The organism is uncultured Roseobacter sp. (assembly GCF_947499265.1).
GTDB lineage: Bacteria > Pseudomonadota > Alphaproteobacteria > Rhodobacterales > Rhodobacteraceae > Roseobacter.
The window spans coordinates 392,095-418,650 of the sequence record NZ_CANMNK010000006.1 but is presented as its reverse complement, the minus strand read 5'-3'; the positions used below and the strand labels follow the sequence as shown (position 1 = coordinate 418,650).

At 60.8% G+C, this 26,556-nt stretch carries 31 protein-coding genes; 7 read left to right on the top strand and 24 right to left on the bottom strand.

The genetic code is table 11. The features are described 5' to 3' along the window. Positions 1 to 20: 20 nt before the first annotated feature. The 3 genes from Q1A63_RS18275 to Q1A63_RS18265 all read right to left on the bottom strand — a co-directional run bounded on the left by Q1A63_RS18275 (position 21) and on the right by Q1A63_RS18265 (position 2,708). Positions 21 to 1,391, bottom strand: a complete 1,371-nt coding sequence (locus Q1A63_RS18275; protein WP_298973416.1) for a glutamate--cysteine ligase — start codon at positions 1,389 to 1,391, stop codon at positions 21 to 23. 67 nt (positions 1,392 to 1,458) lie between these two features. Further along, positions 1,459 to 1,986 carry a hypothetical protein gene (locus tag Q1A63_RS18270; RefSeq protein ID WP_298973483.1) on the bottom strand — a complete coding sequence of 176 codons (528 nt, stop codon included), beginning with the start codon at positions 1,984 to 1,986 and terminating at the stop codon, positions 1,459 to 1,461. Continuing rightward, positions 1,977 to 2,708: a 16S rRNA (uracil(1498)-N(3))-methyltransferase gene (locus tag Q1A63_RS18265; protein ID WP_298973413.1), complete on the bottom strand. Its 732-nt coding sequence runs from the start codon at positions 2,706 to 2,708 to the stop codon at positions 1,977 to 1,979. Before Q1A63_RS18265 ends, Q1A63_RS18270 begins: the two co-directional genes overlap by 10 nt. 12 nt (positions 2,709 to 2,720) lie before the next feature. Between Q1A63_RS18265 and ubiA the strand changes: the two genes are divergently transcribed. The 3 genes from ubiA to Q1A63_RS18250 are packed head-to-tail and all read left to right on the top strand — an operon-like array spanning position 2,721 to position 5,976. Beyond that, positions 2,721 to 3,683, top strand: coding sequence for a 4-hydroxybenzoate octaprenyltransferase (gene ubiA, locus Q1A63_RS18260; RefSeq protein ID WP_298973410.1), 963 nt, complete (start codon positions 2,721 to 2,723; stop codon positions 3,681 to 3,683). 60 nt (positions 3,684 to 3,743) lie between these two features. Beyond that, complete coding sequence (locus Q1A63_RS18255) at positions 3,744 to 5,657, top strand: OmpA family protein (protein WP_298973407.1); 1,914 nt, start codon at positions 3,744 to 3,746, stop codon at positions 5,655 to 5,657. Next, positions 5,650 to 5,976, top strand: a complete 327-nt coding sequence (locus Q1A63_RS18250) for a hypothetical protein (protein WP_298973405.1) — start codon at positions 5,650 to 5,652, stop codon at positions 5,974 to 5,976. Before Q1A63_RS18255 ends, Q1A63_RS18250 begins: the two co-directional genes overlap by 8 nt. Here the strand turns inward: Q1A63_RS18250 and Q1A63_RS18245 are convergent, their stop codons facing one another. The 11 genes from Q1A63_RS18245 to Q1A63_RS18195 all read right to left on the bottom strand — a co-directional run bounded on the left by Q1A63_RS18245 (position 5,977) and on the right by Q1A63_RS18195 (position 15,313). Beyond that, positions 5,977 to 6,423 carry a universal stress protein gene (locus Q1A63_RS18245; protein WP_298973403.1) on the bottom strand — a complete coding sequence of 149 codons (447 nt, stop codon included), beginning with the start codon at positions 6,421 to 6,423 and terminating at the stop codon, positions 5,977 to 5,979. A 95-nt stretch (positions 6,424 to 6,518) separates the two neighbouring features. After that, complete coding sequence (locus tag Q1A63_RS18240; RefSeq protein WP_298973401.1) at positions 6,519 to 6,962, bottom strand: molybdenum cofactor biosynthesis protein MoaE; 444 nt, start codon at positions 6,960 to 6,962, stop codon at positions 6,519 to 6,521. A gap of 3 nt (positions 6,963 to 6,965) precedes the next feature. After that, positions 6,966 to 7,211: a molybdopterin converting factor subunit 1 gene (gene moaD, locus Q1A63_RS18235; RefSeq protein WP_298973399.1), complete on the bottom strand. Its 246-nt coding sequence runs from the start codon at positions 7,209 to 7,211 to the stop codon at positions 6,966 to 6,968. Continuing rightward, positions 7,211 to 7,876, bottom strand: a complete 666-nt coding sequence (gene pgsA / locus Q1A63_RS18230) for a CDP-diacylglycerol--glycerol-3-phosphate 3-phosphatidyltransferase (protein WP_298973397.1) — start codon at positions 7,874 to 7,876, stop codon at positions 7,211 to 7,213. Before pgsA ends, moaD begins: the two co-directional genes overlap by 1 nt. 137 nt (positions 7,877 to 8,013) lie before the next feature. Beyond that, positions 8,014 to 9,891 carry an excinuclease ABC subunit UvrC gene (gene uvrC / locus Q1A63_RS18225; RefSeq protein WP_298973395.1) on the bottom strand — a complete coding sequence of 626 codons (1,878 nt, stop codon included), beginning with the start codon at positions 9,889 to 9,891 and terminating at the stop codon, positions 8,014 to 8,016. Positions 9,892 to 10,183: 292 nt separating this feature from the next. Next, the gene (locus Q1A63_RS18220) at positions 10,184 to 10,963 is read right to left on the bottom strand and encodes an SDR family oxidoreductase (protein ID WP_298973393.1); all 780 of its coding nucleotides are present in this window, start codon (positions 10,961 to 10,963) and stop codon (positions 10,184 to 10,186) included. Between the two features lie 22 nt (positions 10,964 to 10,985). After that, positions 10,986 to 11,930 carry a calcium/sodium antiporter gene (locus Q1A63_RS18215; RefSeq protein WP_298973481.1) on the bottom strand — a complete coding sequence of 315 codons (945 nt, stop codon included), beginning with the start codon at positions 11,928 to 11,930 and terminating at the stop codon, positions 10,986 to 10,988. Positions 11,931 to 12,108: 178 nt separating this feature from the next. Then, a complete protein-coding gene (locus tag Q1A63_RS18210; protein WP_298973391.1) occupies positions 12,109 to 12,906 on the bottom strand; it encodes a S49 family peptidase in 798 nt (265 codons plus the stop codon). 69 nt (positions 12,907 to 12,975) lie between these two features. Beyond that, on the bottom strand, positions 12,976 to 13,737 hold the full coding sequence (locus tag Q1A63_RS18205; protein ID WP_298973389.1) for an ABC transporter permease: 762 nt from the start codon (positions 13,735 to 13,737) through the stop codon (positions 12,976 to 12,978). Further along, positions 13,734 to 14,672, bottom strand: coding sequence for an ABC transporter ATP-binding protein (locus Q1A63_RS18200; RefSeq protein WP_298973387.1), 939 nt, complete (start codon positions 14,670 to 14,672; stop codon positions 13,734 to 13,736). Before Q1A63_RS18200 ends, Q1A63_RS18205 begins: the two co-directional genes overlap by 4 nt. A 116-nt stretch (positions 14,673 to 14,788) precedes the next feature. Next, entirely contained in the window at positions 14,789 to 15,313 is a 525-nt protein-coding gene (locus Q1A63_RS18195) for a carbon monoxide dehydrogenase subunit G (RefSeq protein ID WP_298973382.1), read from the bottom strand. A 123-nt stretch (positions 15,314 to 15,436) separates the two neighbouring features. Here Q1A63_RS18195 and Q1A63_RS18190 point away from each other — a divergent pair, with 123 nt between their 5' ends. Further along, the gene (locus Q1A63_RS18190; protein WP_298973379.1) at positions 15,437 to 16,414 is read left to right on the top strand and encodes a DMT family transporter; all 978 of its coding nucleotides are present in this window, start codon (positions 15,437 to 15,439) and stop codon (positions 16,412 to 16,414) included. A gap of 47 nt (positions 16,415 to 16,461) precedes the next feature. Here Q1A63_RS18190 and Q1A63_RS18185 read toward each other — a convergent pair whose 3' ends face one another. Next, positions 16,462 to 17,424, bottom strand: a complete 963-nt coding sequence (locus Q1A63_RS18185) for an NADPH:quinone oxidoreductase family protein (RefSeq protein WP_298973376.1) — start codon at positions 17,422 to 17,424, stop codon at positions 16,462 to 16,464. 87 nt (positions 17,425 to 17,511) lie between these two features. After that, positions 17,512 to 18,657, bottom strand: a complete 1,146-nt coding sequence (locus tag Q1A63_RS18180) for an alpha-D-ribose 1-methylphosphonate 5-triphosphate diphosphatase (protein WP_298973373.1) — start codon at positions 18,655 to 18,657, stop codon at positions 17,512 to 17,514. Between the two features lie 53 nt (positions 18,658 to 18,710). On the opposite strand from Q1A63_RS18180, the gene Q1A63_RS18175 reads away from it, so the two are divergent. Next, positions 18,711 to 19,376 carry a DUF1045 domain-containing protein gene (locus Q1A63_RS18175; RefSeq protein WP_298973371.1) on the top strand — a complete coding sequence of 222 codons (666 nt, stop codon included), beginning with the start codon at positions 18,711 to 18,713 and terminating at the stop codon, positions 19,374 to 19,376. Here Q1A63_RS18175 and phnN read toward each other — a convergent pair. From phnN to phnG, 8 genes are read right to left on the bottom strand one after another with little or no spacing between them, the layout of a single operon-like run. Further along, on the bottom strand, positions 19,355 to 19,897 hold the full coding sequence (phnN, locus tag Q1A63_RS18170) for a phosphonate metabolism protein/1,5-bisphosphokinase (PRPP-forming) PhnN (protein ID WP_298973369.1): 543 nt from the start codon (positions 19,895 to 19,897) through the stop codon (positions 19,355 to 19,357). The genes Q1A63_RS18175 and phnN overlap by 22 nt on opposite strands. Next, on the bottom strand, positions 19,898 to 20,578 hold the full coding sequence (phnL, locus tag Q1A63_RS18165) for a phosphonate C-P lyase system protein PhnL (RefSeq protein WP_298973367.1): 681 nt from the start codon (positions 20,576 to 20,578) through the stop codon (positions 19,898 to 19,900). It lies immediately after the preceding gene. 7 nt (positions 20,579 to 20,585) lie between these two features. Continuing rightward, positions 20,586 to 21,368, bottom strand: coding sequence for a phosphonate C-P lyase system protein PhnK (gene phnK, locus Q1A63_RS18160; protein ID WP_298973478.1), 783 nt, complete (start codon positions 21,366 to 21,368; stop codon positions 20,586 to 20,588). 5 nt (positions 21,369 to 21,373) lie between these two features. After that, entirely contained in the window at positions 21,374 to 22,228 is an 855-nt protein-coding gene (locus tag Q1A63_RS18155) for an alpha-D-ribose 1-methylphosphonate 5-phosphate C-P-lyase PhnJ (protein WP_298973365.1), read from the bottom strand. Further along, on the bottom strand, positions 22,225 to 22,380 hold the full coding sequence (locus Q1A63_RS18150) for a hypothetical protein (RefSeq protein WP_298973363.1): 156 nt from the start codon (positions 22,378 to 22,380) through the stop codon (positions 22,225 to 22,227). Before Q1A63_RS18150 ends, Q1A63_RS18155 begins: the two co-directional genes overlap by 4 nt. Continuing rightward, positions 22,377 to 23,462, bottom strand: coding sequence for a carbon-phosphorus lyase complex subunit PhnI (locus Q1A63_RS18145; RefSeq protein ID WP_298973360.1), 1,086 nt, complete (start codon positions 23,460 to 23,462; stop codon positions 22,377 to 22,379). Before Q1A63_RS18145 ends, Q1A63_RS18150 begins: the two co-directional genes overlap by 4 nt. Next, entirely contained in the window at positions 23,462 to 24,025 is a 564-nt protein-coding gene (phnH, locus tag Q1A63_RS18140) for a phosphonate C-P lyase system protein PhnH (RefSeq protein ID WP_298973359.1), read from the bottom strand. The genes Q1A63_RS18145 and phnH overlap by 1 nt, the downstream gene beginning before the upstream one ends. Further along, positions 24,025 to 24,489 (bottom strand): phosphonate C-P lyase system protein PhnG, encoded by a 465-nt coding sequence (gene phnG, locus Q1A63_RS18135; protein WP_299632341.1) that lies wholly within the window; start codon positions 24,487 to 24,489, stop codon positions 24,025 to 24,027. The genes phnH and phnG overlap by 1 nt, the downstream gene beginning before the upstream one ends. 92 nt (positions 24,490 to 24,581) lie before the next feature. On the opposite strand from phnG, the gene phnF reads away from it, so the two are divergent. After that, on the top strand, positions 24,582 to 25,307 hold the full coding sequence (gene phnF / locus Q1A63_RS18130) for a phosphonate metabolism transcriptional regulator PhnF (protein WP_298973355.1): 726 nt from the start codon (positions 24,582 to 24,584) through the stop codon (positions 25,305 to 25,307). Positions 25,308 to 25,378: 71 nt separating this feature from the next. Beyond that, entirely contained in the window at positions 25,379 to 26,554 is a 1,176-nt protein-coding gene (locus tag Q1A63_RS18125; RefSeq protein ID WP_298973352.1) for an alpha-D-ribose 1-methylphosphonate 5-triphosphate diphosphatase, read from the top strand. Positions 26,555 to 26,556 lie beyond the last annotated feature (2 nt).

Here is a 26,556-nt window from a genome sequence, read left to right as displayed (position 1 = left end):
CACAGGCCGCCTGCGAGACATCAATACGAGTATTCCGCGTAAATCCGTGTGAGATCACCGTTCCAGTCGCCGTGGTAGTGGTCGAGCAGCTCATCTGCGGGCGCTTTACCGGTCTCGATGCTCTCATGCAGCGCGTTCAGGAAATGCGTCTCGTCAGGCACCATGCCGCCCGCGCCGGGACGGGCGCGCGCCTTGAGGCCTGCGTGACTGATCGCCACGGCTTCGCGCGCAATGTCGTGCATCTTGATGCCGTTCACTTCCGCTTGCAGCCCGTCCACAGAGGCGGCCACGCGCAGCCCTTCGCGGGTCTCAGCATCCCAGGTCTTGGCGATGTCCCAGGCGGCATCAAGCGCAGTTTCATCATACATCATGCCCACCCAGAAGGCGGGCAGCGCACAAAGCCTGCGCCACGGACCACCATCGGCCCCGCGCATTTCGATGTATTTCTTGGTGCGCGCCTCGGGGAAAGCGGTGGTGAGATGGTCCGCCCAGTCCGAAAGGGTCGGGATTTCCCCGGGCAGCGCGGGCAACTGGCCCTTGAGGAAGTCTCGAAACGACATGCCCAGCGCGTCAATGTATTTGCCATCGCGATAGACAAAATACATCGGCACATCCAGCGCGTATTGGACCCAGGCCTCGAACCCCATGCCGTCTTTGAAGACGAAAGGCAACGTGCCCGTGCGGGCTGCATCAAGATCGCGCCAGACGCGGGACCGCCAGGATTTGTGGCCATTCACCTTGCCCTCAAAGAAGGGAGAATTCGCAAAAAGCGCGGTGGCGATGGGTTGCAGGGCGAGCGCCACGCGCATCTTCTTGACCATATCCGCCTCGGAGGCGAAATCGAGGTTGACCTGAACCGTGCAGGTGCGGCGCATCATGACCCGGCCCATCGTGCCCACTTTGGTCATGTATTCGTTCATCAGCTTGTAGCGGCCCTTGGGCATCAAATCCATGTCGTCATGGGTCCAGATCGGCGCGGCCCCCAGCCCGATGAACCCCGCCCCGATCTTGTCGGCCACGTCCTGAACTTCGCGCAGATGGGTGTTCACCTCGTCGCAGGTCTCGTGGATCGTCTCCAGCGGCCCACCGCTGAGTTCCAGCTGCCCGCCCGGTTCCAGGCTGATGTTGGCACCATCCTTTTCCAGCCCGATCAGCAGCCCGCCCTCGGTCACCGGCGACCAGCCGTGCATGTCCCGCAGCCCTTCGAGCATCACCCGGATGGAGCGCTCCCCCTCATAGGGCAGCGGTTTCAGGGTGTCTTTGCAATATCCGAATTTCTCGTGCTCCGTGCCAATACGCCATTGGTCTTTCGGCTTGCATCCGTCGGCGAGATATTGCGCCAGCTGGTCATGGGATGTGATCGGACCGCCGCCGGACTGGGGAATGGACATATCGGAGGCTCCGTTCGTTCAACTGATGCGTTTGAACCGTCAGGGATGGGATGATTTTTCCAGGGTGTCAATGCAGAGAAAGGTGTGCATTTTTCGCGGAGGCGCGCTGCCAGATCACGATCTGGTGTTTGCCCTCCTCGTGCAACGCGTGCAGCATCCGTTCCGTGCGCAAGCCCGCAAGCGTCGCAAAGGCATCAAAAAGGGCGTCGGCCCCTTCTGCGGTCACCGGGATCAGCAATTCCGGCTGACCGGGCTGCTGCAAACGCCAATGGGCCGGGTAAAGCGCCTTGTCGAGCGTGAGCTGTGACATCTCTCGCAGCGCGACAGCGCCGCCTGTGAGCGGACCGAAATAGGTGATCTGCCCCTCATCGACGCGCACTACGCCCGGACCATCGCCGCTGCTTCTGAACCGTGCGCGTTGGACGCCCACCCAAATCAGCCCCAGTCCCGCGATCACCAACCCGATGGCAGGCAGGATCAACAACCGCCCGGGGCCTATGAGCCACCATGTCCCGAGCCCGGCCAGACCTAAGCCCGCCAGGGCTTCTCGCCAGCGCAAAAGCTGCGCTTTGGCCTCCGGGCGTATCACTGCCAGTCCCCCAACTGATGTTGCCAGAGTGTCAGCGCCGCCACCGCCGCCGTATCGGCGCGTAGAATCCTGGGGCCCAATGATACGGGATGAGCATGCGTCAATCGTTGCAACCGGTCACGCTCCGCCGGAGAAAACCCGCCTTCGGGCCCAATCAGAACCGCCCAGGGGCTCGCCAACGCCGGTAAGGTGGGCTTTGAGGCCACCTTTGCTTCGTCGCAAAACATGATCTGGCGGGATTTGTCCCAATCCGCCAGCAACCGATCAAGGCGCACCATCTCCGCAACATCGGGCACATAGCTGGCCCCGCATTGCTCCGCAGCCTCCACCGCATGGGCCTGCAACCGGTCCCGCTGGATGCGGCCCGCGTTGGTGAAATCGGTCTGCACCGGCAGAATACGCGACACACCCATTTCGACAGATTTTTCCACAATGAAATCAGTGCGTGCCTTCTTGATCGGCGCAAAGATCAGCCACAGATCGGGCGGCATCTGCAGCGGCTTGGTCTGCTCCGAAACCACCAATGTGCCGCCGCGTTTTCCGGCCTCTACGACCTCCGCCCGCCACTCGCCATTTTGCCCGTCGAACAACAACACCTGTGCGCCGACGCCAAGCCGCATCACGCCAAAGAGATAATGCGCCTGCTCCCGCGACACTGGAACAGATTGCCCCTGCCCCAAGGCGTGCTCTACATAAAGCCTGATTTTGGCGATCACGTTACGGTCCATGGAGAGATACATATGCAAGACCTCAAGGCAGCACCAGATGGTCAGGTTGCAGATGCGGTAAAAGACAATTGGGTCGATACGACGGCGCCCGCGTGGACACGCCCCTATCTGCGGCTCAGCCGGGCGGACCGACCGATTGGCACCTGGCTGCTGCTGCTGCCCTGCTGGTGGGGTCTGACGCTTGCGATGCTGCACGACCAGCAGGCGAGCTGGCATGACCTGTGGATTGCGGTGGGCTGCGGGTTCGGCGCGTGGCTGATGCGTGGCGCCGGATGCACCTGGAATGACATCACCGACCGCGACTTCGACGGCAGCGTGGACCGGACGCGCTCACGCCCCATCCCCTCCGGTCAGGTGAGTATGCGCGGGGCCGTGATCTGGATGTGCCTACAATCGCTGCTGGCCTTCGGCATTCTGCTGACCTTCAATCTGGCCGCTATTGCCCTGGGCATTCTGGCCCTGCTGCCGGTGGCGATCTACCCTTTTGCCAAGCGATTCACGTGGTGGCCGCAGGTGTTTCTGGGCCTGGCCTTCAACTGGGGCGCATTGCTGGCCTGGACCGCCCATAGCGGCACATTGCAAGCGCCGGCTGTTGTGCTCTATCTCGCGGGGATCGCATGGACGCTTTTTTACGACACGATCTATGCGCATCAGGACACCGAAGACGACGCATTGATCGGCATAAAGTCTACCGCGCGCCTCTTTGGCGACAAGAGCCCGGCGTGGCTGCGGCGTTTTCTGATGGCCACTGTGGGGCTGATGGGGCTAGCAGTCATCTTCACCGCCCTGCCGCAGGCGAACGTCATGGCCATGGTGCTGGTGCTGGCCGGTCCCTGGGCCATGGGCTGGCACATGGCCTGGCAGCTGCGCGGTCTGGACATCGAAGACAGTGCGAAACTGCTGCAGCTTTTCCGCGCCAACCGGGATACAGGCATGATCCCGCTGTTCTTTTTTGTGGCAGCGCTTTTGGTGTGATTGAATCCACACCTCAGGGGGCGTATCACGTGGGGGACTCGGTTTCAGCCACAGGGTGACATGCGCCTGTCCTACTACACAATGATCGCTTCTGCCTTTGTTGCCGCCGCTGCGGTATCTCTGGTTGCAGCAAATTCTTCTGTACAGCTGATCGAGGATTCCTCCGAAATCGGCGTGCGGACCGCCCTGGATGAAAACAGCCTGATCTGGGCCGAGGTCGAGGCGGATGGGCTGCGTGTCGCCCTGGCCGGAACTGCGCCAACCGAGGCGCTGCGCTTTCAGGCGCTAAGTGTGGCGGGCTCGGTTGTGGATGCCGCGCGCGTGATTGACCTGATGGAGGTCGAGGCGGTTGCGGCCATTCCCCCGCCGAGGTTTTCCGCAGAGGTGCTGCGCAACACCGCCGGGCTGTCGATCATTGGCCTGATCCCCGAAGCGACGGATCGGGAGGCGCTAGTGGAAGGCTTCAGCGCGATGAGCGATCTGCCGGTCACTGACCTGCTGGAAACCGCCGACTATCCTCCCCCAAGCGGCTGGGAAGATGCGCTGGCCTTTGCCATCGGCGCGATTGAAGATTTGCCGCGTGCAAAGGTGTCCGTCACCGCGGGACGCGTGGAAATCACCGCCATCGCCGACAGCGCCGAGGCCAAGGCTGAGATGGAACAAACCCTTATCCGCTCCGCCCCGCCAGCGTTGCGCCTCTCGCTCAATATCACGGCACCGCGCCCGGTGATCACGCCCTTTACCCTGCGCTTTGTCATGGACGAGACAGGTGCGCGTTTCGATGCCTGCTCGGCGGATACCGATGCCAGCCAGCGACGCATTCTCACTGCCGCCTTCGAGGCCGGATTGACCGGCCCCGGTCGCTGCACGATCGGCATGGGCGTGCCATCGGCGAACTGGGCAGAAGCCGTCGAACGGGCCATCGCCGCGCTGGCCGAATTGGGCGCAGGCAGCATCACCTTTTCAAACGCGGATGTAACCCTTGTGGCTGCGGAAGGCACCGACCAACGCCTGTTTGACCGCGTGACCGGAGAGTTAGAGACCGGTTTGCCGGATGTCTTTGCGCTCTTTCCGATCCTGCCGGAAACGCCGGACCCTGCCATTGGCCCACCCGAATTCGTTGCAACGCTGAGCCCAGAAGGTCAGGTGCAATTGCGCGGTCGGATTTCGGATGAGAAGATGCGTGAGGTCGCGGACAGTTTCGCACGGGCAAAGTTTGGTTCTGAAAACGTCTATACCGCCGCGCGTGTTGTCCCTGATTTGCCCGCCGATTGGTCCGCCCGTGTGCTGACAGGCATTCAGGCGCTGGCTTTCCTCAACAACGGCGCCGTGACGGTGACCCCGGATGCCATTACGTTGAATGGCAAGTCGGGTAATCAGAATGCCAGTGCGATTGTCGCCCAGTTGATGGCCAGCAAACTGGGTCAGGACAGCACCTTCGAGATCGACATCCGCTACGTCGAAGAGCTGGATCCCGTCGCCTCAATACCGACACCGGAAGAGTGCGAAGTCGCCATTGCCGATATTATCTCGCAGGCCAAGATCATATTCGAGCCGGGAAGCGCCACCATCGATGCCACGGCGCTGTCCACAATGGACAGTATCGCCGAGGTATTGCAGGAGTGCGGCGACATGCGGCTCGAAGTGCAAGGCCATACGGATAGCCAGGGCCGCGAGGAGATGAACCTCGCCCTCAGCCAGGCGCGGGCTGAATCGGTGCTTAATGAATTGCGCGCGCGGCGGGTTTTGACCGGATCCTTCGTTGCGAAGGGCTACGGCGAAGCCCGGCCCATCGCGGAAAACGACAGCGAAGACGGGCGCGAAGCCAACCGGCGCATCGAATTCCGCCTGATCCGGCCGGAACCATCTATCCCCGAAGGTGAATCAGCACTGGAAAGCGTTGCAGAATCCAGTGATATAGGGACGCAGGGTGACGGCGCCGATGCCGAGGTGGAAGGAAACAGCGATGAGTAGGACAGAGTTTGTCATTGCGACCGCGATCATCCTGTTTGTCGCCTTCTGTCTGGGATGGTTCGCAAACTGGATCGTGCACCGGTTCACCCGCGTTGCTGCAGATGACGTCGCACAACTGGACCGGATGAGCCAGGAGTTGCACGAGGCCGAGGAGACACGGGATCAGGCGATCACCTACCTGCAACAACGCGAAGCGGAACTTACAAACCAGCTCGCGCAGACCGAGGCCGAGCTAAGGGCCGCGATGGACGGGCTGCGCGACGCGCGCCACGAGGCCGAAGAACTGCGCGCGCACATTGATCGGCAGCGCGCAGGCTAGCTACATCACGGTAAGATGCGCGCATTGCGCCAGATGACCGACACGTTGGGATGTGCTGCCCAAAACCATCGCAGTCAGATTGCCCAGGCCCCGCCGTCCGGTCACGATTAGGTCTGACCCGGCCTTATTTGCGTGATCCAAGAGGGATTGCGCGGGATCGCCTTCGCCAACTTCGGTGGTGACCTTCGTCTGGCCGGCCTCAGCGGTGATTTTCTTGGCCTGATCCAGCAGTTTCTGTGCACTTTCAGCCACTTCTTCGTGCGACGGCATGGTTGTCGCCACGTGATACCCCGCCACGGCCCCCATCGCGAAAGCCACCGTTTCAGGCTTTGGCGTGTGCACAATATGGATTTCGGAATCATAATTTGCGGCAAGATCACACGCCAGGCGCAGTGCATTTTCCGACGGACCAGATCCATCGAAACCGACTGTAATTGTCTTGAACATTCAACTGTCTCCTCTGTTGTCATTTGATGACTTCAGAGTAGCAATCGCACCCGATCACCGCCTTGATACACGTCAATAGGCCGCGTTGCCGCCCGTCACCAACGGCTCAGCGCGTCCTCATCCTCGTCACGTGCCGCGACCCAGGAGGCGCCTTTCTCGGTCACCTCCCGTTTCCAGAAAGGCGCGCGGGACTTCAGGTAATCCATCAGGAATTCCGCGGCTTCAAAGGCGTCCTTTCGGTGCCGGGCGGCGGTTGCGACCATCATGATCATCTCCCCCGGCTCCAATCGACCGTATCTGTGGATGACCAATGTATCGGCCAATGACCACCGCGCCTGCGCCTCTTTGGCAATGTCGGTCAGTGCCGCTTCGGTCATGCCCGGATAGTGCTCGATCTCCATGGCGTGCAGGGCTTCGTCCCCGGTATCACGCACCACCCCGGTGAAGCTGACCACGGCGCCGACGTCCTTGCGCCCCTTTGCAAAGGTGTTGACCTCCTGCCCGGGATCAAACGGCGCTTCCTGAACCGAAACGCGCATGCCCTAGCCCCCTGTCATCGGCGGGAAAAACGCAACCTCTCGCACACCGTCCAGCCTGGCGTCAAAATCGCTCAACTCCTGATCAAGTGCCACGCGCAAGGCGGACCGATCTGCAAAGGCCACCGCATAGCGATCCTCCCGCGCAACCAGTTCATCCACCAGATCAGAGACAGTTTGCGCCGAGGTGTTCAGCTTCTCGCGGGGCAGCCCGATGCGTTCGCGCACCCAGGCAAAATACAGTACATCCATCAACGATCATCCTTCAGATAAGGCAGTGACTTCGCAAAGTAATCCAAGCCCGTAATCAGCGTCAACGCCGCGGCGACCCACAAGAGCACCAGCCCAGAACTGCCCGCCCATTCCATCGCAGCATGTTTCCAGCGCAGTCCTTGCAGGTCCGGCTCCGTGCCCGCAAAGATCGCATTTACCATGGTCTGATCCATGCCATAGGCCGACATCCCCAGATAATGCTCGAAAACACCATGTGAAAACAGCACAGCAATTGCGACCATCTGACAGGTGGTCTTCCACTTCGCCAGTTTGGTGACCTTCAGCGTGCCCGCGGTGTCGCCCAAGAATTCACGCAACCCGGAGACAAAGACCTCACGAAAGAGGATCACCGTCGCGGGCAGCACCAGCCAGGGTGACCAACTGGAAAACCCGATAATGACCATCAAGGCGATTACCACCATCGCCTTGTCAGCAATCGGATCCAGCATCGCGCCGAGTTTTGTCTCCTGTTTCCAGGCCCGCGCAAGATAGCCGTCAAACCAGTCGGTGATCGCGGCTGAGACGAAAAGCACCAGTGCGAACCAATCCGCATAAGGTCTTGTGAAATATAAAAACATAACCGCAACCATGGGGGCTGCAATCAGGCGGATAATGGTCAGCAGGTTCGGCAACGTCAAAGTCATGCGACCACCTTACAGTGCCACAAATGGGGGTGAAAGCGACAACGGTACAGCCCGGCGCAATTCTGCGACAGGACCCGCGCCGTTCCAGCTCGCGCCAAAATCAAACATCGTGTCGCGTGGCACACGCGGCCTTCGGATCAACCGCGCTCATGAAAGAAGTCGTATATTTTTTCCGCGAGCGCCCCGGACACCCCCTCCACCGCTTTCAGGTCGCTCAGGTTGGCGCGTGCCACTGCCTTGGCAGATCCAAAGTGCGCGAGCAGCGCGCGTTTGCGCGCCGCCCCCACGCCGGGCACATCATCAAGTGGTGTTGCCCCAACCGCTTTTGATCGTTTGGCGCGATGGGTGCCAATCGCAAACCGATGCGCCTCGTCCCGCAAGCGCTGCACGAAATAGAGCACCGGATCATTGTGGCGCAGGGCAAAGGCTGGCTTGCCGGTCCGGTAGAATTCCTCTTTACCCGCATCCCGGTCGATCCCCTTTGCCACACCCACCATCGGGATGTCCTCCACCCCGTATTCTCGCATGATTGCGCGCACCGCGCTTACCTGACCTGCGCCCCCATCGATCAGCAGCAGATCAGGCCAATGCCCCTCCTTGCGATCCGGATCTTCCTTGATCAGGCGTTTGAACCGCCGGGTCAGCACCTCTTTCATCATGCCGAAATCGTCCCCCGGCGTCAGATCGTCGCCGCGGATATTGAACTTGCGGTACTGGTTCTTCATGAACCCCTCAGGTCCCGCCACAATCATTGCACCCACCGCGAATGCGCCCTGGATGTGCGAGTTGTCATAGACCTCGATCCGCTCCGGCGGCGCGCTGAGGTCAAAGGCCTCGGCAATGCCTTTCATCAGGCGGGCCTGCGTTGCGGTCTCCGCCATCTTGCGCGCTAGGGATTCGCGTGCGTTGCGCAAGGCACCGTCGATGAGTTCCGCTTTTTCGCCTCGCTTGGGCACCACCAACTCGACCTTGCGACCCAGTTTGCCGCTCAGGGCTTCGGCCATCAGATCCGGGTTTTCAATATCATTGCTCAGGATCAATTGCCGCGGCGGCTCTTTGGTGTCGTAAAACTGACCGATGAATGCCTCCAACGCTTCGGCCGCATCGACATCCGCACCAACCCGCGGATAATAGTCGCGGTTCCCCCAATTCTGATTGGCGCGAATGAAAAACACCTGCACGCAGGCCTGCCCGCCATCCATGTGCAGGGCGATGATATCCGCCTCGGTGACGCCCTTGGGGTTGATGCCCTGGGCTGTCTGCACCTGCGTCAGCGCCTTGATCCGATCGCGCAGGGCCGCTGCCCGTTCGAACGCCATGGCCTCCGATGCCGCCCCCATCTCAGCGGCCAGCCGCGCCTGAATATCGGTGGTCTTGCCGGTCAGAAACTTTTCCGCATCGCGCACGGTCTGCTGATAGTCTTTCGGGCTAATCTTGCCCACGCAGGGGGCGGAGCATCGTTTGATCTGATATTGCAAACAGGGCCGTGTCCGGCTCTCAAACATTGCGTTGGAACAATCGCGCAGCAGGAACACCCGCTGCAATTGGTTGAGCGTCCGGTTTACCGCTCCTGCGGAGGCGAACGGTCCGTAGTAGCTGCCTTTCTCCTTCTTGGCCCCGCGGTGCTTTTTAATCTGAGGGAAATCGTGATCCGCCGTGACAAGGATGTTGGGAAAGCTCTTGTCGTCGCGCAGCAGCACGTTGAACTTCGGCTTGAGCTGCTTGATCAGGTTCTGCTCCAGCAGCAGGGCTTCGGTTTCCGTGCGCGTGGTCAGAAACATCATCGATGCGGTATTGGCGATCATCCGCGCGATGCGACCCGAATGGCCTGCAGGGCGCGCATAATTGCTGACCCGCGCGCGCAGATTGCGCGCCTTGCCGACGTATAAAACGCGGCTTTCAGCATCCAGCATGCGGTAGACACCCGGTGAAGTATCGAGGGTCTTGAGATAACCCTGAATTACCTCGTGGCCGGTCGGCACATCCTTGGGCTGTGTGTCACGCGACTCTGTCATGTAAACCTGTGGTGATTCTGGGCTTTCGCTGCACTGTAGCGCAGCCAACTGCAAGCGATAAGCTGTCCACTATTCGTGTGGATAACTCTGGCGATAACTTCCCGCCATTTGGAAATTTTCGTTTTAATTTGGGCATTTCTGCGATTTGCCTAAAAAATAGGCACATATTCAACACTCTGTTTTCATTGAGTATTTTCTTTTCCCCAGCGCAAGTTTTTGAAAACAAAGACATTTTGGTAACGGTTTTGTAACACCTGTTAAGACGGTGCAAAACTTGCACGGCAACCCACCCCTACTCCACGCCCAGAACGTCCGGGGTCTGCCACGCAAGGTGCTGGCCGCCGTCGACACAGAGCAATTGCCCGGTCACTGCGGGCGCATCCAGAAAGTAGCCCAATGCGGCGGTCATATCCTGCGGATTTGAGCCTCGTTCCAGGGTTGTATTCGCCCGTTGTTGGGCAAAATGTTCCGCTGACTGGCGTCCGCCCTGCAGCGTCGGGCCCGGTCCGATGCCGTTCACCCGTATGGCAGGTGCTAGCGCCTGCGCCGTTGTCCGCGTCATCGCCCAAAGCCCCATCTTGGCCAGCGTATAGGTCATGAATTCTGGTGTCAGCTTGCGCACGCGCTGATCGACCATGTTGATGACCAATCCTGTCGCTACGGGCTCTCCCGCGTCATCCACGGCCGGTTTCAGCCCCTGTGTGGCCATCGCCTGCGTCAGCACGAAAGGCGCGCGCAGATTACTTTGCATGTGCTTGTCCCAGGTCGCGCGGGTCGCGCTTTCCACGGTGTCATATTCAAAGATCGAAGCGTTATTGATCAGACAAGTGACCGGCCCCCCCAGATGCTCAACCGTCTTGGCAAACAATGCCTCCGTCTGGGCATCCTCCAGCAGATCGGCCTGAAGGGCCACGGCGCGGCGCCCTTGAGCCTCGATCAGTGCAACGGTTTCGCGCGCACCCTTGTCGGATGAGGCGTAATGCACGCCCACGTCGTACCCCCGATCCGCCAGATAAAGTGCCATGGCGCGGCCAATGCGGTGGCCTGCCCCGGTAACAAGCGCTGTGGCCATACCGAATACTCCCTTTGATGTGTCAGCTGAGGACGATCACCAGATAGGCCACATAGAGGGCCGTCAGGATCACACCCCAAAACCGCGTGATGTTCCAGCACAGATAGACGAAAGGGAACAAAAGGACAGAGGCGCCCAGCATGACCCAGAGATCAAAGGTCAAAAATCCCGGATCCACGGGGATGGGTCCCACGAAACTGGCGATGCCGATGATGGCCAGCAGGTTGAACATGTTCGACCCGATGACATTGCCCAGAGCCACATCGGCCTGACGGCGGAGTGCGGCCATGACCGTCGTTGCCAGCTCCGGCAGCGACGTCCCGATGGCGACGAGGGTCAGCCCGATAACGGTGTCCGAGACGCCGTAGGTCTTGGCGATGATCGTGGCGTTATCCACCAGCAGATCCGCCCCCAGCGGCAGGCCAATGAGGCCCAATACCAGAAACACAAAGATGCGCCACCAGGGCATGTCCGGGTCGGCGCCTTCCGGCTCTTCTTCCGGGTCATCCTTGCAGGCCTGACGGTGCTGATGCGCATCGCGAAAGGCATCCCCCAGCATCAGCGCCAGCCCGGTCAGCAGCACAAGGCCTGCGATCCAGTCAAACACCCCGCGAAAGGCCAGCCCGATGAAGAGCACACTTGCGAGGATCATGAAGTTATAGGTTTTGCGGGTGTTACACTCGGCGGTATGCATGGTCGCCAGCAAGGCAGGCACGCCCAGGACCAGCAGAATATTGGCCGTATTGGACCCCACCACATTGCCCAAGGCAAGACCAGGCGCATTGTCCTTGATGGCCTGAATGGAAATCAGCAGTTCCGGCGCCGAGGTGCCAAAGGCCACGATGGTCAGGCTGACAATCAGCGCGGGCACGCCCAAGCGCAGGCTGAGGTTAACCGCGCCTTTGACCAGCGCATCCCCTGCAAGCAGGAGAAGCACCAAACCAAAACCGCAGAGAAACCACGGCATGATCATGCGTTATCACCCTTGCCGCAGCCGCATGGCCCACGCCCGATACGGTAGCGCCCGCAATGGCGGCATTTGGCATTCGCCAGTCTTTTCCCGCCAAGCCAATGCATTTTGCCAAACATGGCCAGAACGCCCATGACGACGAGGAAAAGGGTGACAATCTTGAAAATCATAAAGGCTACAGACCGAACTGCGCGAAGGCGCTGCGTTCTTCCAGCCCGTGCAGCGCGTCACCGACCATGCGGGCGCCGAAGCGCGACAGGAAGGGTTTGCGCACCCCATAGCGCCGGAATTTGACCTTTTCGCCGAAGCGGTCCTGCATCATCGGTTTCAGATGCCCGATGCCATCGATGAGCCCCAGCTCAATCGCGCGGCGACCCAGCCAGACTTCGCCGGTGAAGAGGTCACGGTCCTCGGGCAGCTTTCCCTTGCGGCGGGCGCTGACGTGATCCTTGAAGTTGGTGTGGATATCTTCGAGCAACCCTTTCAGGCGCTCAACGTCCTCGGGGTTTTCCGGTCGGAAGGGGTCCAACATGGATTTGGATTTGCCTGCAGTATACACCCGGCGCTCGATCCCTTGCCGTGCCAGCAACTCATGCGCGCCAAATGAGGCGGAAATCACGCCGATGGAACCAACCACGGAGCTGTCATCCGCGTAAATCTCATCCGCTGCGGCGGCCAGCCAATAGCCCCCGGATGCCGCAACGTCCTCGACAAAGGCGATCACGGGGATCTCTTTTTCCTCCGCCAGCCGCCGGATGCGCGCGCCAATAAGCGACGACTGTACCGGGCTGCCCCCCGGAGAATTAACCTCCAGCACAACCGCCGAAGGCTTGCCGCGCGAAAAGGCTTTTTCGACGACGGGCGCAAGACTTGTATCATTCAAAGCACCACGACCCGACGCGCTGATCACCCCGGACAGGCGGATGACAGCGACCACGGGGTCCGATTTCAAAAAGGGTATCCAGCGTTTCATGTGACCCCATGTAGAATGGCACCCCCTGTCAAACAAGGTGGCGACCCCATTGAGTTTGATCCTGCGTCTTTATTGTCGAATGCGCCAGCCGGTTTTGAAAATCCACCATATGATCAGAAGGCACAGCGTCGTGAACCCGGCGATCGCGCAGAGCGATAGCGCAATCGGCACGTCAGCCGCCCCAAAAAACGACCAGCGAAAGCCGGAAATGAGGTAAACGACGGGATTAAAGAACGAAATCGTCTGCCAGATCGGGGGCAGCATCGAGATCGAATAGAAGGACCCGCCGAGGAAAACCAGAGGTGTGACAATGAGCAGCGGGACAAGTTGCAGCTGTTCGAAATTCCCCGCCCAGATGCCGATGATAAAGCCCAGAAGCGCAAAGCTGAGACAGGTCAGCACCAGGAATGCGATCATGGCGACAGGGTGCGCGATGTTCACGTCGACAAAAAAGAATGCCGTGATCAGGATAATGACCCCGATGAACAGCGCCTTGGTGGCGGCGGCGCCGACATAGCCGGCGACGATCTCCAGAAAGCTCACCGGGGCGGAAAGCAACTCGTAAATCGTGCCGATGAACTTCGGGAAATAGATGCCGAAGGAGGCGTTCGAAATCGCCTGTGTGATCACCGAGAGCATGATCAGACCCGGAACGATGAAGGCCCCATAGCTGACGCCATCCACCTCCTGAATGCGGCTGCCGATGGCAGCGCCAAAGACCACGAAGTACAGGCAGGTCGACAGCACCGGCGAAATGAAACTCTGCGCCAGGGTGCGGAAGAAACGTGCCATTTCAAAAAGATATATTGCCTTGATCGCTGTCCAGTTCATAACGCCGCCTCCTCTTCATCATGTACCAGACCTACGAAGATATCCTCCAGGCTGCTCTGCCGTGTGACCACATCGCGCAGGACCAGACCGGCAGCAGAGACATCCGACAGCAGTTTGGTGATGCCAGTACGTTCTGCCCGCGTATCGTAGCTGTAGGTCAGCGTGCGGTTGTTGTCGCAGAGGGTCAGGTTGTACTTGGCCAGGGCTGCGGGCACCTCATCCAAGGGCTCCGACAGTTGCACATCGAGCTGTTTTTGCCCCATGCGAGCCATCAGGCTGGCCTTGTCTTCGACTAGCAGCAATTCACCCTTGGCAATCACCCCCACGCGGTCGGCAATCGCTTCGGCCTCCTCGATGTAATGCGTGGTCAGTACGATCGTCACACCATCGGCCTTCAGCCCCTCGACAATCTCCCACATGTCCTTGCGCAACTCCACATCGACCCCGGCGGTGGGCTCATCGAGGAACAGCAGCCGCGGCTCATGGCTGAGCGCCTTGGCGATCAGCACCCGGCGTTTCATCCCGCCCGACAGCTCGCGGATCTGGTTGTCGCGCTTGTCCCAGAGCGACAGCTGCCGCAAGATACGCTCCAACGCCGCATCGTCAGATGGCTTGCCAAACAGCCCGCGGGAAAACCGCACCGTGTTGATCACTTTCTCGAAAGGTTCAAGGTTGATCTCCTGCGGGACCAGCCCGATCATCGCACGCGCCGCGCGATACTCGCTCAGAATATCGTGACCGCCCACAGTCACCGACCCGGAGGTCGCCGTGGTGATGCCGCAAATGGTGGAAATCAGCGTTGTCTTTCCCGCACCATTGGGGCCCAGAAGGGCGATGATTTCACCGGTCTCGATCTGCAGACTGACACCTTTGAGCGCCTCAAACCCATCAGCGTAGGATTTGCGCAGGTCAGAAATATTGAGAATGGGCGCCATGCTGGATTGATCCTCTACCTGTTCCGCGGGAACTTAATGCGCGCCCCACCGAAACAACAGCGCAACGATGCACAGACAACGCGGCGTCATTGCGCTTCTGCGCACTGATACGATGCTCAGGACTTGCCGGTCAGCCGCTTCAACCAACCCTTTTTCTCCTCTTCGGAGGCATCTTCGGCCAGCGCCTCACCTTCCGCTGCAGGCCCTTCGAGGGTGCTTTGCAGGTTGGAGAAAAACTGATCCGCCATCTTTTTGGCAAAGCCATCGATGATCCGGCTGCCGAGCTGAGCCAGCTTGCCGCCGACTTTCGCCTCGACATCATAGGACAGTTCGGTGCCGCCATCCTTGGCCACCATGCGCACCTCCGCCCCGCCCTTGGCAAAACCTGCAGCCCCGCCCTTGCCTTCGCCAGAAATGGTCAAGGTTTCGTTTGGTATCATATCCGATAGCGTCACCGCGCCCTTGAATGTCGCTTTCACGGGTCCGACTTTCTGCACAACTGTCGCCTCAAAGCCTTCCTCGGGCGATCCTGTGACGTCTTGGGCACCGGGCACACAGGCCTCCAACACCTCGGGCGAGAGCAGCGCGGCATAGACCTCTGCCGGGGTTGCGGCAATCTGGCGGGTATCGGACATCTGCATGGGCTGTCTCCTCTCAAGGGGCGTTTGGACTGTTCTAGCCCAGAGCTTTCAGATGCGCCAACGCGATTTCGGCAATGTCGTTTCTTCGCTCGACAGCACCCGCAGGCCTGATAGGTCTTGCGCATGACAGCTCAACCCCAAAATCGCGCAGGCCTCGCGATCCTGTTTGTTCTGGCAGGGGTCACTGCGATTTCGATCAACGATATGCTGATCAAGCAGTTATCTGGCGGCTATCCCCTGCATGAAATCGTCTTTCTGCGCTCCGGGATCGGGATCTTGTTTTCCCTGATCATGGTGCAGATGGAGGGCGGGTGGCACATCCTGAAAACCCGCAGACCGTTTCTGCACATTCTGCGCGGCTTGCTGATCGTCGTTGCCAATATGAGCTATTTCGTAGCGCTGGCCGCGATCCCACTCGCCGATGCCACGGCGCTGTTTTTTGCGGCCCCCCTTTTTATCACCATGCTGTCGATCCCGATCCTGGGCGAGAAGGTCGGGATCATCCGCATGAGCGCCGTGCTCGTTGGATTTGCGGGCGTCGTGATCATGCAGCGCCCCTGGGTGGACGCGGACAGCCTGCAGGCCTCGCGGCTGGTGCTGCTGCTGCCGGTGCTCGCCGCGCTGACCTATGCGCTGAACCAGCTGATGACCCGAAAGCTGGGCGTGGAAAGCAAGGCCTCCGCGCTTTCGGTCTATATTCAGGCCACGTTTATTGTGGTCTCACTGGGCTTTTTCGTCGTGGCGGGCGATGGCCGCTTTGCCGAAGGTGTCGATAACCCGTCCTGGCAGTTTCTGCTGCGCGCCTGGGTCTGGCCCACGCCGCAGGATTGGTGGTGGATGATTGGCATGGGCGCCAATGCGGCCGTCGTCGGCTATTGCCTGAGCCAGGCCTACCGCTTGGCAGATGCTGCCACGGTGGCGCCCTTCGAGTATGTCGGGCTGCCCTTGGCGGTGTTCTGGGGCTGGGCAATCTTTGCGGAACTGCCGGTGTGGGAGGTCTGGGCAGGCATCGCGTTGATCCTGGGATCGGGACTGTTCGTCTTCCTCCGCGAGCGCCAGAAAACACGGATCGTCGCGCGGGCGCCGGTTCGGCGCCGGTGATCCCAAGGGAAATGTCTTACACAGCGGGCAGGCAAAACACCCCGCCGTCAGTCCACCCGAACCACGACCTTCCCTGTCGCCTTGCGGGTTTTAAGTAAATCCAAAGCTTCGTTCGATTGCTCCAACGGCAGCACATTGCTGACATGTGGCTTGATCTTGCCCGCGACATACCACCGTGTCAGTTCTGCAAAACTGTCAGTCAGCACCTTTGGGTTCACGCGTGTGTATCCGCCCCAGTAGAACCCAATGACTGTCAGGTTTTTGACCAGCAGATGATTGGCGGGTATTTGCGGCACCTCGCCGGAGGCAAAGCCAAGCGGAATCAACCGCGCTTCGGGGTTGCAGGCGCGCAGGGCGGCCTTGAACTGGTCGCCACCGATCGGATCATAGACCACATCAGCCCCGCCCAGCGACTTGACCACCTCCCGAATGTCATCGGTTTCTGAATTGATCAGGTGATCGGCCCCCATGGATTTGGCAACGGCCAGCTTGTCCTCGCCACGCGCAACCGCAATGACCTCGGCCCCCATCAGTTTGCCAAGTTCAACCGCCGTCAGCCCCACGCCACCCGACGCGCCCAGAACCAGGAGCCGCTCCCCCGGCTGCAAATGCGCCTTGTAGTCGAGCGCGACATGGCTGGTGCCATAGGCAATCAGAAAGGCGGCCGCATCCTCGTCGGTCATCTCATCCGGGATCGGCACGCAAATGTTGGCGGGAATGGCGGCGAAATCCGCCAGAGCATTAAAGCCACAATAGGCCGCGACACGCTGTCCGACCCGCAAATCGGTGACACCTTCACCAACCTCCGTCACCGTGCCGCAAAGCTCCATGCCAAGCGTGAACGGCAATTCCGGCTTTTCCTGATAGGTGCCCTTGATGATCAGCAGATCGCCAAAGTTCAGCCCGCAGGTGTGCACTTTGACCTGCACCTGCTCTGCCGCTGGCGCGGGTTTTGGAATGTCCTGCAGGCTTAGCGGTTGACCGAGTTCGGTGACTTGCATCGCGCGCATTCTGTGATCCTTCCAAGCGACCTGAATTGCGCGGATCAGGCCAGAGCCGGACCAGATTGGCAAGAGGCATTCAGACGCGCGTTGCTGTCAACTGACCCTGCGCCCGTTTGACCACACGCCGCGCACAATCGGCGCGTCGCCGATCACGCAGAACCGCGTGAGATCCGCGCGTAACCCCGGCGCAATCCTGCCACGATCCTCCAGATGAATGCCCGCCGCAGGGTTGCAGGTGACCGTGGCCAGGCCGCGCGCCATATCACCCCAGATCGCGCCCAGTTTCACCGCCCCCTTGAGCAGCGCGGCAGGCACGTAGTCAGACGACAGGACATCAAGCAGACTTTCTTCAGCGAGCGACCGGGCGGCGATATTGCCGGAATGCGATCCGCCACGCACGAGATTGGGCGCGCCCATGATGATCTGAATATGCCGGTCGCGACAGGCCTGCGCCGCCTCCAGCGTTGTCGGAAATTCGGCGACGCTGACGCCGAACCCGGCAGATGTGGTGACTTGCGCCGCCGTGGTGTCGTCGTGGCTGGCAAGGGTGGCCCCGAGCCGAGCGGTGGCAGAAACCGTGGCCTCTTCGTGCAGGGTGCCCAATCTGGCGCGCAGATCCGTCAAATGCGCCACATGGGTCTGGAAATCATCCGCGCTCATGCCGCGTTTGCCGCGGATATAGGCCTCGAACTTTTCCATGTCGCGAAACTGCCGCTGGCCGGGTGTGTGATCCATCAGGGACACGATGCCAACCCGGTCGTCAGGGCCAAATTCACTGAGTTCATCGGGCAGCGTTTCGGAGCAGACCTCCGCGCGCAGGTGCAGATGATGAGAGATGCGCAGGGCACCCCGGACGCGCATGTTTTCGATCTCATCCGCCAGCTTACGGGCATAGCGCGGATAGCGGCTGGGGGACTTGGACAGAATCGACCCGACACGCAGCGCATCAAACACGGTTGTAATGCCCACCCCGGCAAGCTCCGTATCATGGGCGACAATCGCCGCGTCATGGGGCCAGTCCACTTTGGGCCGTGGCATCAGATGACGCTCAAGGTTGTCGGTGTGCAACTCGATCAGACCCGGGCTGAGGAAATCGCCCTCGCAATCAATCGCACCTGCGGGCACCGTCGCGCCCGGATCAATCGCCGTGATCAGCGTATCCTCAATGGTCACAGCGCCATGAACCACCTCGTCGGGCAGCACGATTTTGGCATTGGCGAAGATGGTCTGAGATGTCATGGGCGTGTTAACCTGACGTGCAAGGAAGTTGGGAAGACGAAGGACAAAGACCGATGGAATTCACCCGCTATGGCATCTATTTCACGCCCCGCCCAGGGGCTTTTGCGGATGCTGGCGCCGCTTGGCTGGGGTGGGACATTGCGCGCGGACGCACCATCGGCGCGTCGGCGGACGAGATCACCGCGCGGCCCCGCAAATACGGGTTTCATGGCACGCTCAAGCCACCGTTTCGACTTGCGCAGGGCCAAAGCGTCGAGGCCCTGATGTCGGCACTGGATCAGTTGAGCCAGGCGTTGCGCCCCGTTGCGCTGGATGGGCTGACGCTGACACAGCTCGGGTCGTTCCTTGCGCTGACCCCGGTGGGCGATACGCGCGCCTTGGCGGGCATGGCGGCCTGTGTGGTGCGCGATCTCGATGCATTTCGCGCGCCCCCCACCGATGCGGAGCTGGCGCGGCGGAAGCAATCCAGATTGACCGAGTTGCAAGAGGAAAACCTGCGCCAATGGGGCTATCCCTATGTGATGGAGGCCTTCAAATTTCACATGACCTTGACCGGCCCCCTGCCCCGCGAACTCAGAGGCAAGGTGATGGCGGACGCCAATGCGCATTTCGGCGATCTGCCGCCGCGGCCTTTCAGGGTCGATAGCCTCACACTTGTGGGCGAAGGGGAGGCGGGGATGTTTCACGAAATCCACCGCTACACATTGGCCGGAAAATAGAGCGCGGCGATCTCGGCCAGCGTGGCCTCCAACGGGCGGTCATTGCGGATCTCGACGATGTCGAGCGTTTTGGGCAAGTCCAGCGCCTCGCGCGCCAGCCGGTTGGCAATGTCGCCCGGGGTCTCACGCCCGCGCCGGGCCAGACGCTCGGCCAGAACCTCTGGGGCGGCGGTCAGGGAAATCACATGGAAATGCGCGAACCTCGCCTGAGCCTCCCGCAACACGCCGCGCGACAGATTCACAATCGCATCCTGCCCGCGCGTCAGCACATCATGCACCGCGGCGGGTATCCCGTAGCGCAGATCATGGGCACCCCACCACAGGGTGAAATCCCCCCGCGCCTGCATGCGCGCGAATTGCTCCGGGGTTACGGCCTGGAAATCCTCTCCCCCGGCATCCGCGGCCCGGGTGATACAGCGCCGCACCCGATGCAGATCGGGGCGCATGGCACACAGGCCTTCCATCACGGAATCCTTGCCCACCCCTGAGGGGCCGACAACACCGATGAGCCGCCCCGCCATCTACGCGGCCCTTGGGGTGAATTGCGACACGTCGATGCTACGATCGCAGACCTGTGCGCGCGCCTCGGCGTCATGGAAAATGCCCAGAATGGCCGCACCGCGTGCCTTGGCTGCTTCGATCAGCGACAGGACGACGGCCCGGTTCAGCGGATCAAGGCTCGCGGTCGGTTCATCCAGCAACAATGCCGGATAGCTATGAGCAAACCCGCGGGCAATGTTGACGCGCTGCTGCTCACCACCGGAAAAGGTGATGGGGCTGAGCGACCATAGCCGTTGCGGCAGGTTCAGCAGCATCAGCAGCTCCTCCGCCCGGGCTATCGCCGCATCCCGCTCGACCCGGAGCCGTAGCAGTGGCTCGGCCACAACCTCCAAGGTGGGCACCCGGGGGACCACACGCAAAAACTGGCTGACGTAGCCAAGCGACTGGCGCCGCAAGCTCAGAATGGCGCGCGGTTCCGCCTGCACCAGGTCCACGCCATCCACGACGATAGCCCCGTCATCAGCCAGGTAGTTGCCATAAACCATACGCATCAGGGTGGATTTCCCAGCGCCTGAATTGCCGGTCAGTGCCACACATTCGCCCGGGTGTACCTGCAACTCGGCCCCCTGCATGACGGGGATGACCGCGCTGTCCTGATTGTGCAGCACGAATTCCTTGGACACATTGCGAAGTTCAATCATAGCTGCCTCACACCTGCAAAACCGAGCTGACCAGCAGCTGCGTATAGCCATGTTGCGGGTCGTCCAGCACCTGATCGGTCAGGCCGGTTTCGACCACATGGCCGTCTTTCATCACCATCAGCCGGTCCGCCAGCAGCCGCACCACCGCAAGGTCATGAGTGACAATCACCGCAGACAGACCCATTTCCCGCACCAGACCGCGCAGCAAATCCAGCAGCCGCGCCTGCACGGAGACATCCAGCCCGCCGGTGGGTTCATCCATGAAGACCAGCCGCGGCCCGGTGATCAGATTGCGCGCGATTTGCAGCCGTTGCTGCATGCCGCCCGAAAAGGCCGTTGGCCGATCATCAATGCGATCCTCCGCGATCTCGACCCGGCCCAACCAATCGATGGCGCTGTCCCGGATCGCCCCATAGTGACGCGCACCAACGGCCATCTGCCTTTCACCGACATTGCCGCCCGCCGACACATTCATGCGCAGACCATCGCGCGCGTGCTGATGCACGAAGGCCCAATCGGTGCGCCCCAGCATGCGACGCTCCGGTTCCGACATTTGCAATGTGTCGCGCAAGCCGCCGTCACGGCCCGAAAACAGCACCTCGCCATGATCCGTCGGCAAATGCCCCGCCAGACAATTCAGCAAGGTCGATTTACCCGACCCGCTCTCGCCGACGATGCCCATGACCTCGCCGGGATAGAGGTCAAAGCTGACATCCTTGCAGCCAATTCGAGGCCCGTAGAATTTGGAGAGGCCGCGCACCGAGAGCAGCACGCCCGTGTCCGGCGCCATGTCCTTCATATCGCCGCCTCCTGGATACCAGCGTGCCCTGCCGCGCGCCTGCTTGCGCAAAAATCGGTGTCCGAGCAGACGAACATGCGGTGGCCTGCATCATCCATGATCACCTCGTCGAGGTAGCTGGTATCGGCAGCGCATAGCTCGCAGGCGGCATCGGCCTTGTTGGCCTCAAACGGGAAATCCTCAAAATCCAGGCTGACCACCCTGGTATGGGGCGGCAGCGCATAAATCCGTTGCTCCCGACCTGCGCCAAAAAGCTGGATGGCCGGGCTTTCCAGCTTGGGGTTGTCGAATTTCGGAATGGGCGATGGATCCATCACATACCGCCCCTCCACCTTGACCGGATAGGCGTAGGCGGTGGCAATCGCGCCGTGCTGGCTGATGTCTTCGTAGAGCTTCACATGCATCAGCCCGTATTCTTCGAGGCTGTGCATCTTGCGCGTTTCCACCTCTGAGGGCTCCAGAAAGCGCAGAGGTTCCGGGATCGGCACCTGATAGACAAGGATCTGCCCCGAGGTTAGCGGCATTTCCGGAATGCGGTGTCGCGTCTGAATGACCGTGGCCTCTGTGGTGGTTTCGGTCACCTCCACACCGGCAGTGCGTTCAAAGAAGCGGCGGATCGAGACCGCATTGGTGGTGTCATCCGAGCCCTGGTCGATGACCTTGAAACGATCTGCGGGGGTCATGATGGCGGCCGATACCTGCACGCCGCCGGTGCCCCACCCGTAAGGCATCGGCATTTCGCGGCTGGCGAAGGGCACCTGGTATCCGGGCACGGCAAGTCCTTTCAAAATCGCCCGCCGGATCATTCGCTTGGTTTGTTCGTCCAAGTATGCGAAGTTGTAACTATTCATTTTTGCGACCCTATAAAAACAGAGTTATTGCCTTGGATACCGCCATATTTTGCGCCTTCGTTATTGGGATTTGCGCTCTCTACATTCTCGACAGAAAACGCAGGCGGAGCGACCCGCGCGACAAAAACGACAAGAACGGCCAGTAAGCTCACTCCGCAGCCTCCTGTAGCCCGGTCTGTGCTTCGGCACGCATTTTTCGCACCAACTCCAGCTCTGCCTGAAAATCCACGTAGTGCGGCAGCTTGATATGCTCCAGAAACCCCGTCGCCTGGATGTTATCCGCGTGGTAGAGAACAAATTCCTCGTCCTGTGCCGGGGCGCCCATGTCGTCCTCGCCCAATTCCTTCCAGCGCAGGGCACGGTCCACCAAAGCCATTGAAATCGCTTTGCGCTCCGATTGGCCAAAAATCAGACCATACCCGCGGGTGAATTGCGGCGGCTCAGACTTGGAGCCCTTGAACTGGTTCACGGTCTCGCATTCGCTGACCTCTATCTCGCCAATCTCGATTGAAAACCCAAGCTCGGGGATGTCCATTTCCACAGGCACCGAACCGATGCGCAGCTCCCCGACAAAGGCGTGATTGCGCGCGTAGCCGCGTTGCGTGGAATAGGCCATACCCAGAATAAACCCTTCATCGCCCCGTGTCAGCGATTGCAATCGCAAGGGTCGGGCAGCTGGCAATTCCAGCGGTTCGCGCGTCAGATCGCCGGGCGTTTCATCCGATGGGGCCTCTTGCTGGATCAGCCCTTCGGCATTGAGAAATTCGGTGATGTGGGGCGTGGGCTCCCTGCGTGGTGTGCCCGTCTCCGCCTCCGCCACGTCACCCTCTGCCATCAGTTTGAAGTCCAGCAATCGATGGGTGTAGTCAAAGGTCGGCCCCAGAACCTGGCCCCCGGGCGCATCCTTGAACGTCGCCGAAACGCGGCGGGTACAGGCCATCTTGCCCGTATCCATGGGTTCAGAGGCGCCAAATCGTGGCAATGTCGTGCGATAGGCCCGGATCAGAAAGATCGCCTCGATCAGATCGCCCTGCGCCTGCTTGATCGCCAATGCCGCAAGGTCAGGGTCATAAAGGGATCCTTCGGCCATCACTCGGTTGACCGCGAGGCTGAGCTGTTCGCGAATTTGCGCGATGCTCAATTCGGCGATGGCGGTATCGCCCCGGCGTTTCTCGGCGAGCAGCGCGTGCGCATTGTCGATGGCCCGCTCGCCGCCTTTTACTGCAACATACATCAGCGCACCTTTGTCGATCTGGGCAAGGCCGCCACCGCGTTGCCATGGGTGAGAAATAGATCAACGCCCAGCGGGTAGAGCGCCGCATTGGCCTGGCAGAACGGAATGTCGGGCAGGTTCAAAGCGGCCTCCTTTTCGATGCCCGGCCCTGTCAGGCGCGCGCCTTCTGCTGTCAGCGCAGGCATCTCGACAATGAGCGTGGCGGCCCGATCCGGATATTCCGACGTGCCAATCGCATAGGCGTCATGCGGGGCCAGTGCATCCCATGTGCCAAGAGCAAACATCGCCCGCGCCCGGTCGGTGAGCGGCGCGCCGGTATGAAAGGTAATCCAGTCACGCACCGCAGCCGTGTCATGTATGCCCGCCAGATAGATCGGCGTTTCCGGATCACAGAGCGTCAAGAGCAAGGCCGAGGCGGCAGGGGAGAGCGGCGCGGGTCCCGCCGCGCCCTCGATATGTTCGATGACACCTGGCATCGCCATGGCCCGCATCGCACCGCGAAAGGCGATTGCGGCAGCATGGGGCGCATTGGCAAAGCCCCCGGTCAGAGCCTCGGACGCCATCAGTCTTCTCCTCGCACGAGTGTGAAAAACTCCACTTTAGTGGCTGCCGCCTTGGCCGCTTTGGCCTGGGCGGCGGCCTCCGCATTTTCCCGGAGCGGCATCAGAATGGCATCGTGGATGACGTGCGCCTGGTCGGTCTGCATCAGCGCATCGATCAGCGCGGCAGTCACCGCCTTGGTCTTGTCGCGGCCCTGCACGTACCCATGCCCCACCGTGCCATCCGAAAGCCTAGCGGTGCAGCGCGTCACGGTCATTTCGCCCAGATTGAAGGGCGCGCCCGTGGCCCCGGTGCGGCCGCGCACCATCACGGCCCCCTGCTCCGGTGCCCGCAGAAACACGTGCTCCGGCGCAGAATCTGCGGCAGCCCATAGCTCTGCAAGACGATCTGCTGGCGCTTTCGCCAGCAGGCTCATCCATTCTTTTCGGTCCAGCTTTTCTTCGGTCTGTTTGATCGCCTGCGCCATGTAGACAACTCTTGAGATTTACTATACAACTAGACAAATATAGCCCAGCGCGATGTTTTACGCAATCCCGACCAGCATGAAGATTTGATGACATGAACCACTACACCTCCTCGAAAACACCGATCTGGCGGGCGATCTTTACAGCCCTCAGCGGTGAAATCTCCGAAGGCATCTACGCCACCGGGGATAAACTGCCGACCGAGGCTGCGCTGTCGCGACGGTTTGGGGTGAACCGCCACACGGTCCGCCACGCTCTGGCCGAAATGGCAACGCAGGGGCTGGTGGTCTCGCGTCGGGGCGCCGGTGTTTTCGTGACCGGCACGCCCACCGATTATCCCATCGGCAAACGGGTGCGGTTTCACCAGAACATCACAGCCGCCGGGCGCACCCCGGCCAAAGAGGTGCTGGACGTCACCACGCGCCGGGCCGCGGCGGCCGAAGCCGAGGCGCTGGACCTGGAACCACAAGAGATGGTGCATTGCTACGAGGGGCTGTCGCTGGCAGACGGGATGCCGCTGGCGCTTTTCCAAAGCGTGTTTCCGGCAGGTCGTTTCGCCAATCTGCCGCAGGCCCTGACCGAAGCAGGCTCCGTGACGCAGGCCATGCGCGCCGATGGCGTGACCGATTACACGCGCGCCTGGACCCGCCTCACCGCCAAACGCGCTACAGCGACGCAAGCTGGCCTACTGCGCATTGAAGAAGGCGCGCCGATCTTGCGGTCCGTCAGTGTCAACGTCGATCTGGCGGGCGCACCTGTCGAATACGGGCGCACGTGGTTTGTCGGCGACCGGGTGACGCTGACGCTGAACGATCCCTGACACCCTTGTCACAAAGCTGTCGCTGTTTTCTGCCATGAAGGCAAAAACGACCCTCTGAGCAGCGACCGCAAATGACACTTCCCCCGATCACCTTTACAGGTGCGACCGTCCTGGGACCGGATGGATTGGCAGACCGACCTCTGTCGTTCCGAGAGGGCGTTATTTCTGATCGACTCGGGCGTGAGATCGATCTGCAGGGCGCTTACGTATTGCCTGGGATCATCGACCTACATGGTGATGCGTTCGAACGTCAAATCGCCCCCCGTTTCTCGGCGGTCTTCCCACTGGATCAGGCGCTGCGCGCAACCGACTGCGATGCGGCCTGCCATGGCATCACAACGGCCTGGATGGCGCAAAGCTGGTCCTGGGAGGGCGGGCTACGCGGGCCGGACTTCACCATAAGACTGCTGAACGCGCTGCAGGACTATCGCCCCCACGCCATGGTCGATTTGCGCATCCAGCTGCGCATCGAGACCCATACGGTTGAGACATTCGAGACGCTGGTCAAAACCATCGCGGATTTCGAGGTGGATTACGCCGTCTTCAACAACCACCTGCCCGAAGCGCGGCAAATGGCCAAGGACAAGCCCGAGGAGATTTTGGGGTGGGCGAAGAAGGCCGGGCGCACGCCGGAAGAGCACATGCGCATTGTCGATGATGCCTACATACAATCGCCGCGCGTGCCGCGCTATCTCTGCAATCTGGCTTCTTTCTTTGATGCCAAGGGGATCAGATACGGCAGCCATGACGACAGTACCGCGGAAACCCGCTGCTATTTCAATGAAATGGGTGCAACCATCTGTGAATTCCCGACCTCGCAGACAGCTGCGCGGGCCGCACGCTCTTTGCGCAACCCGGTCTTGATGGGCGCCCCGAATGTGGTGCGGGGCGGGTCGCAATCCGGCAATATCGCAGCGCTGGACCTGATCAAAACGGGCGATTGCGACGCTCTTGTCTCCGACTACCACTACCCGTCGCTGGCGCAGGCGGCATTTTCCCTAATGCAAAGCGGTGCGTTGGATTTGGCGCGCGCCTGGGCGTTGATCTCCGCACGGCCTGCGGAAATTTTGGGCTTGGCGGATCGTGGCACACTGACCCCCGGCAAACGCGCGGATCTGGTGGTGGTCGACAAGGCAACGCACCGGATTGCAGCGACGATCTCTCAGGGGCGATTGGCCCATCTGAGCGGAGAATTGGGCCAACGGTTCATCACGGAGGCCCGCCCGCTTGCGCATGCGGCGGAATAGCC

Coding starts and splice junctions, on each gene's coding strand:
- Q1A63_RS18125 (WP_298973352.1), top strand. CDS start 25,379: ATGACACTTCCCCCGATCACCTTTACAGGTGCGACCGTCCTGGGACCG.
- phnN (WP_298973369.1), bottom strand. CDS start 19,897: ATGGCGGGGCGGCTCATCGGTGTTGTCGGCCCCTCAGGGGTGGGCAAG.
- uvrC (WP_298973395.1), bottom strand. CDS start 9,891: ATGACAGAGTCGCGTGACACACAGCCCAAGGATGTGCCGACCGGCCAC.
- Q1A63_RS18275 (WP_298973416.1), bottom strand. CDS start 1,391: ATGTCCATTCCCCAGTCCGGCGGCGGTCCGATCACATCCCATGACCAG.
- Q1A63_RS18215 (WP_298973481.1), bottom strand. CDS start 11,930: ATGCCGTGGTTTCTCTGCGGTTTTGGTTTGGTGCTTCTCCTGCTTGCA.
- moaD (WP_298973399.1), bottom strand. CDS start 7,211: ATGGATGTACTGTATTTTGCCTGGGTGCGCGAACGCATCGGGCTGCCC.
- Q1A63_RS18180 (WP_298973373.1), bottom strand. CDS start 18,657: ATGACATCTCAGACCATCTTCGCCAATGCCAAAATCGTGCTGCCCGAC.
- phnL (WP_298973367.1), bottom strand. CDS start 20,578: ATGATTGAACTTCGCAATGTGTCCAAGGAATTCGTGCTGCACAATCAG.
- Q1A63_RS18200 (WP_298973387.1), bottom strand. CDS start 14,672: ATGGCGCCCATTCTCAATATTTCTGACCTGCGCAAATCCTACGCTGAT.
- Q1A63_RS18155 (WP_298973365.1), bottom strand. CDS start 22,228: ATGAATAGTTACAACTTCGCATACTTGGACGAACAAACCAAGCGAATG.
- Q1A63_RS18255 (WP_298973407.1), top strand. CDS start 3,744: ATGCGCCTGTCCTACTACACAATGATCGCTTCTGCCTTTGTTGCCGCC.
- Q1A63_RS18185 (WP_298973376.1), bottom strand. CDS start 17,424: ATGCGCGCGATGCAAGTCACCGAACTCGGTCAACCGCTAAGCCTGCAG.
- Q1A63_RS18145 (WP_298973360.1), bottom strand. CDS start 23,462: ATGTATGTTGCAGTAAAAGGCGGCGAGCGGGCCATCGACAATGCGCAC.
- Q1A63_RS18220 (WP_298973393.1), bottom strand. CDS start 10,963: ATGGCCACAGCGCTTGTTACCGGGGCAGGCCACCGCATTGGCCGCGCC.
- Q1A63_RS18210 (WP_298973391.1), bottom strand. CDS start 12,906: ATGAAACGCTGGATACCCTTTTTGAAATCGGACCCCGTGGTCGCTGTC.
- Q1A63_RS18190 (WP_298973379.1), top strand. CDS start 15,437: ATGACAGCTCAACCCCAAAATCGCGCAGGCCTCGCGATCCTGTTTGTT.
- phnH (WP_298973359.1), bottom strand. CDS start 24,025: ATGGCGTCCGAGGCTCTGACCGGGGGCTTTGCCAATGCGCCCCATGCT.
- phnF (WP_298973355.1), top strand. CDS start 24,582: ATGAACCACTACACCTCCTCGAAAACACCGATCTGGCGGGCGATCTTT.
- Q1A63_RS18175 (WP_298973371.1), top strand. CDS start 18,711: ATGGAATTCACCCGCTATGGCATCTATTTCACGCCCCGCCCAGGGGCT.
- Q1A63_RS18240 (WP_298973401.1), bottom strand. CDS start 6,962: ATGCGCGTTTCGGTTCAGGAAGCGCCGTTTGATCCCGGGCAGGAGGTC.
- Q1A63_RS18245 (WP_298973403.1), bottom strand. CDS start 6,423: ATGTTCAAGACAATTACAGTCGGTTTCGATGGATCTGGTCCGTCGGAA.
- phnK (WP_298973478.1), bottom strand. CDS start 21,368: ATGGCGCCGGACACGGGCGTGCTGCTCTCGGTGCGCGGCCTCTCCAAA.
- ubiA (WP_298973410.1), top strand. CDS start 2,721: ATGCAAGACCTCAAGGCAGCACCAGATGGTCAGGTTGCAGATGCGGTA.
- Q1A63_RS18265 (WP_298973413.1), bottom strand. CDS start 2,708: ATGGACCGTAACGTGATCGCCAAAATCAGGCTTTATGTAGAGCACGCC.
- pgsA (WP_298973397.1), bottom strand. CDS start 7,876: ATGACTTTGACGTTGCCGAACCTGCTGACCATTATCCGCCTGATTGCA.
- Q1A63_RS18195 (WP_298973382.1), bottom strand. CDS start 15,313: ATGCAGATGTCCGATACCCGCCAGATTGCCGCAACCCCGGCAGAGGTC.
- Q1A63_RS18205 (WP_298973389.1), bottom strand. CDS start 13,737: ATGAACTGGACAGCGATCAAGGCAATATATCTTTTTGAAATGGCACGT.
- Q1A63_RS18250 (WP_298973405.1), top strand. CDS start 5,650: ATGAGTAGGACAGAGTTTGTCATTGCGACCGCGATCATCCTGTTTGTC.
- phnG (WP_299632341.1), bottom strand. CDS start 24,489: ATGGCGCAGGCGATCAAACAGACCGAAGAAAAGCTGGACCGAAAAGAA.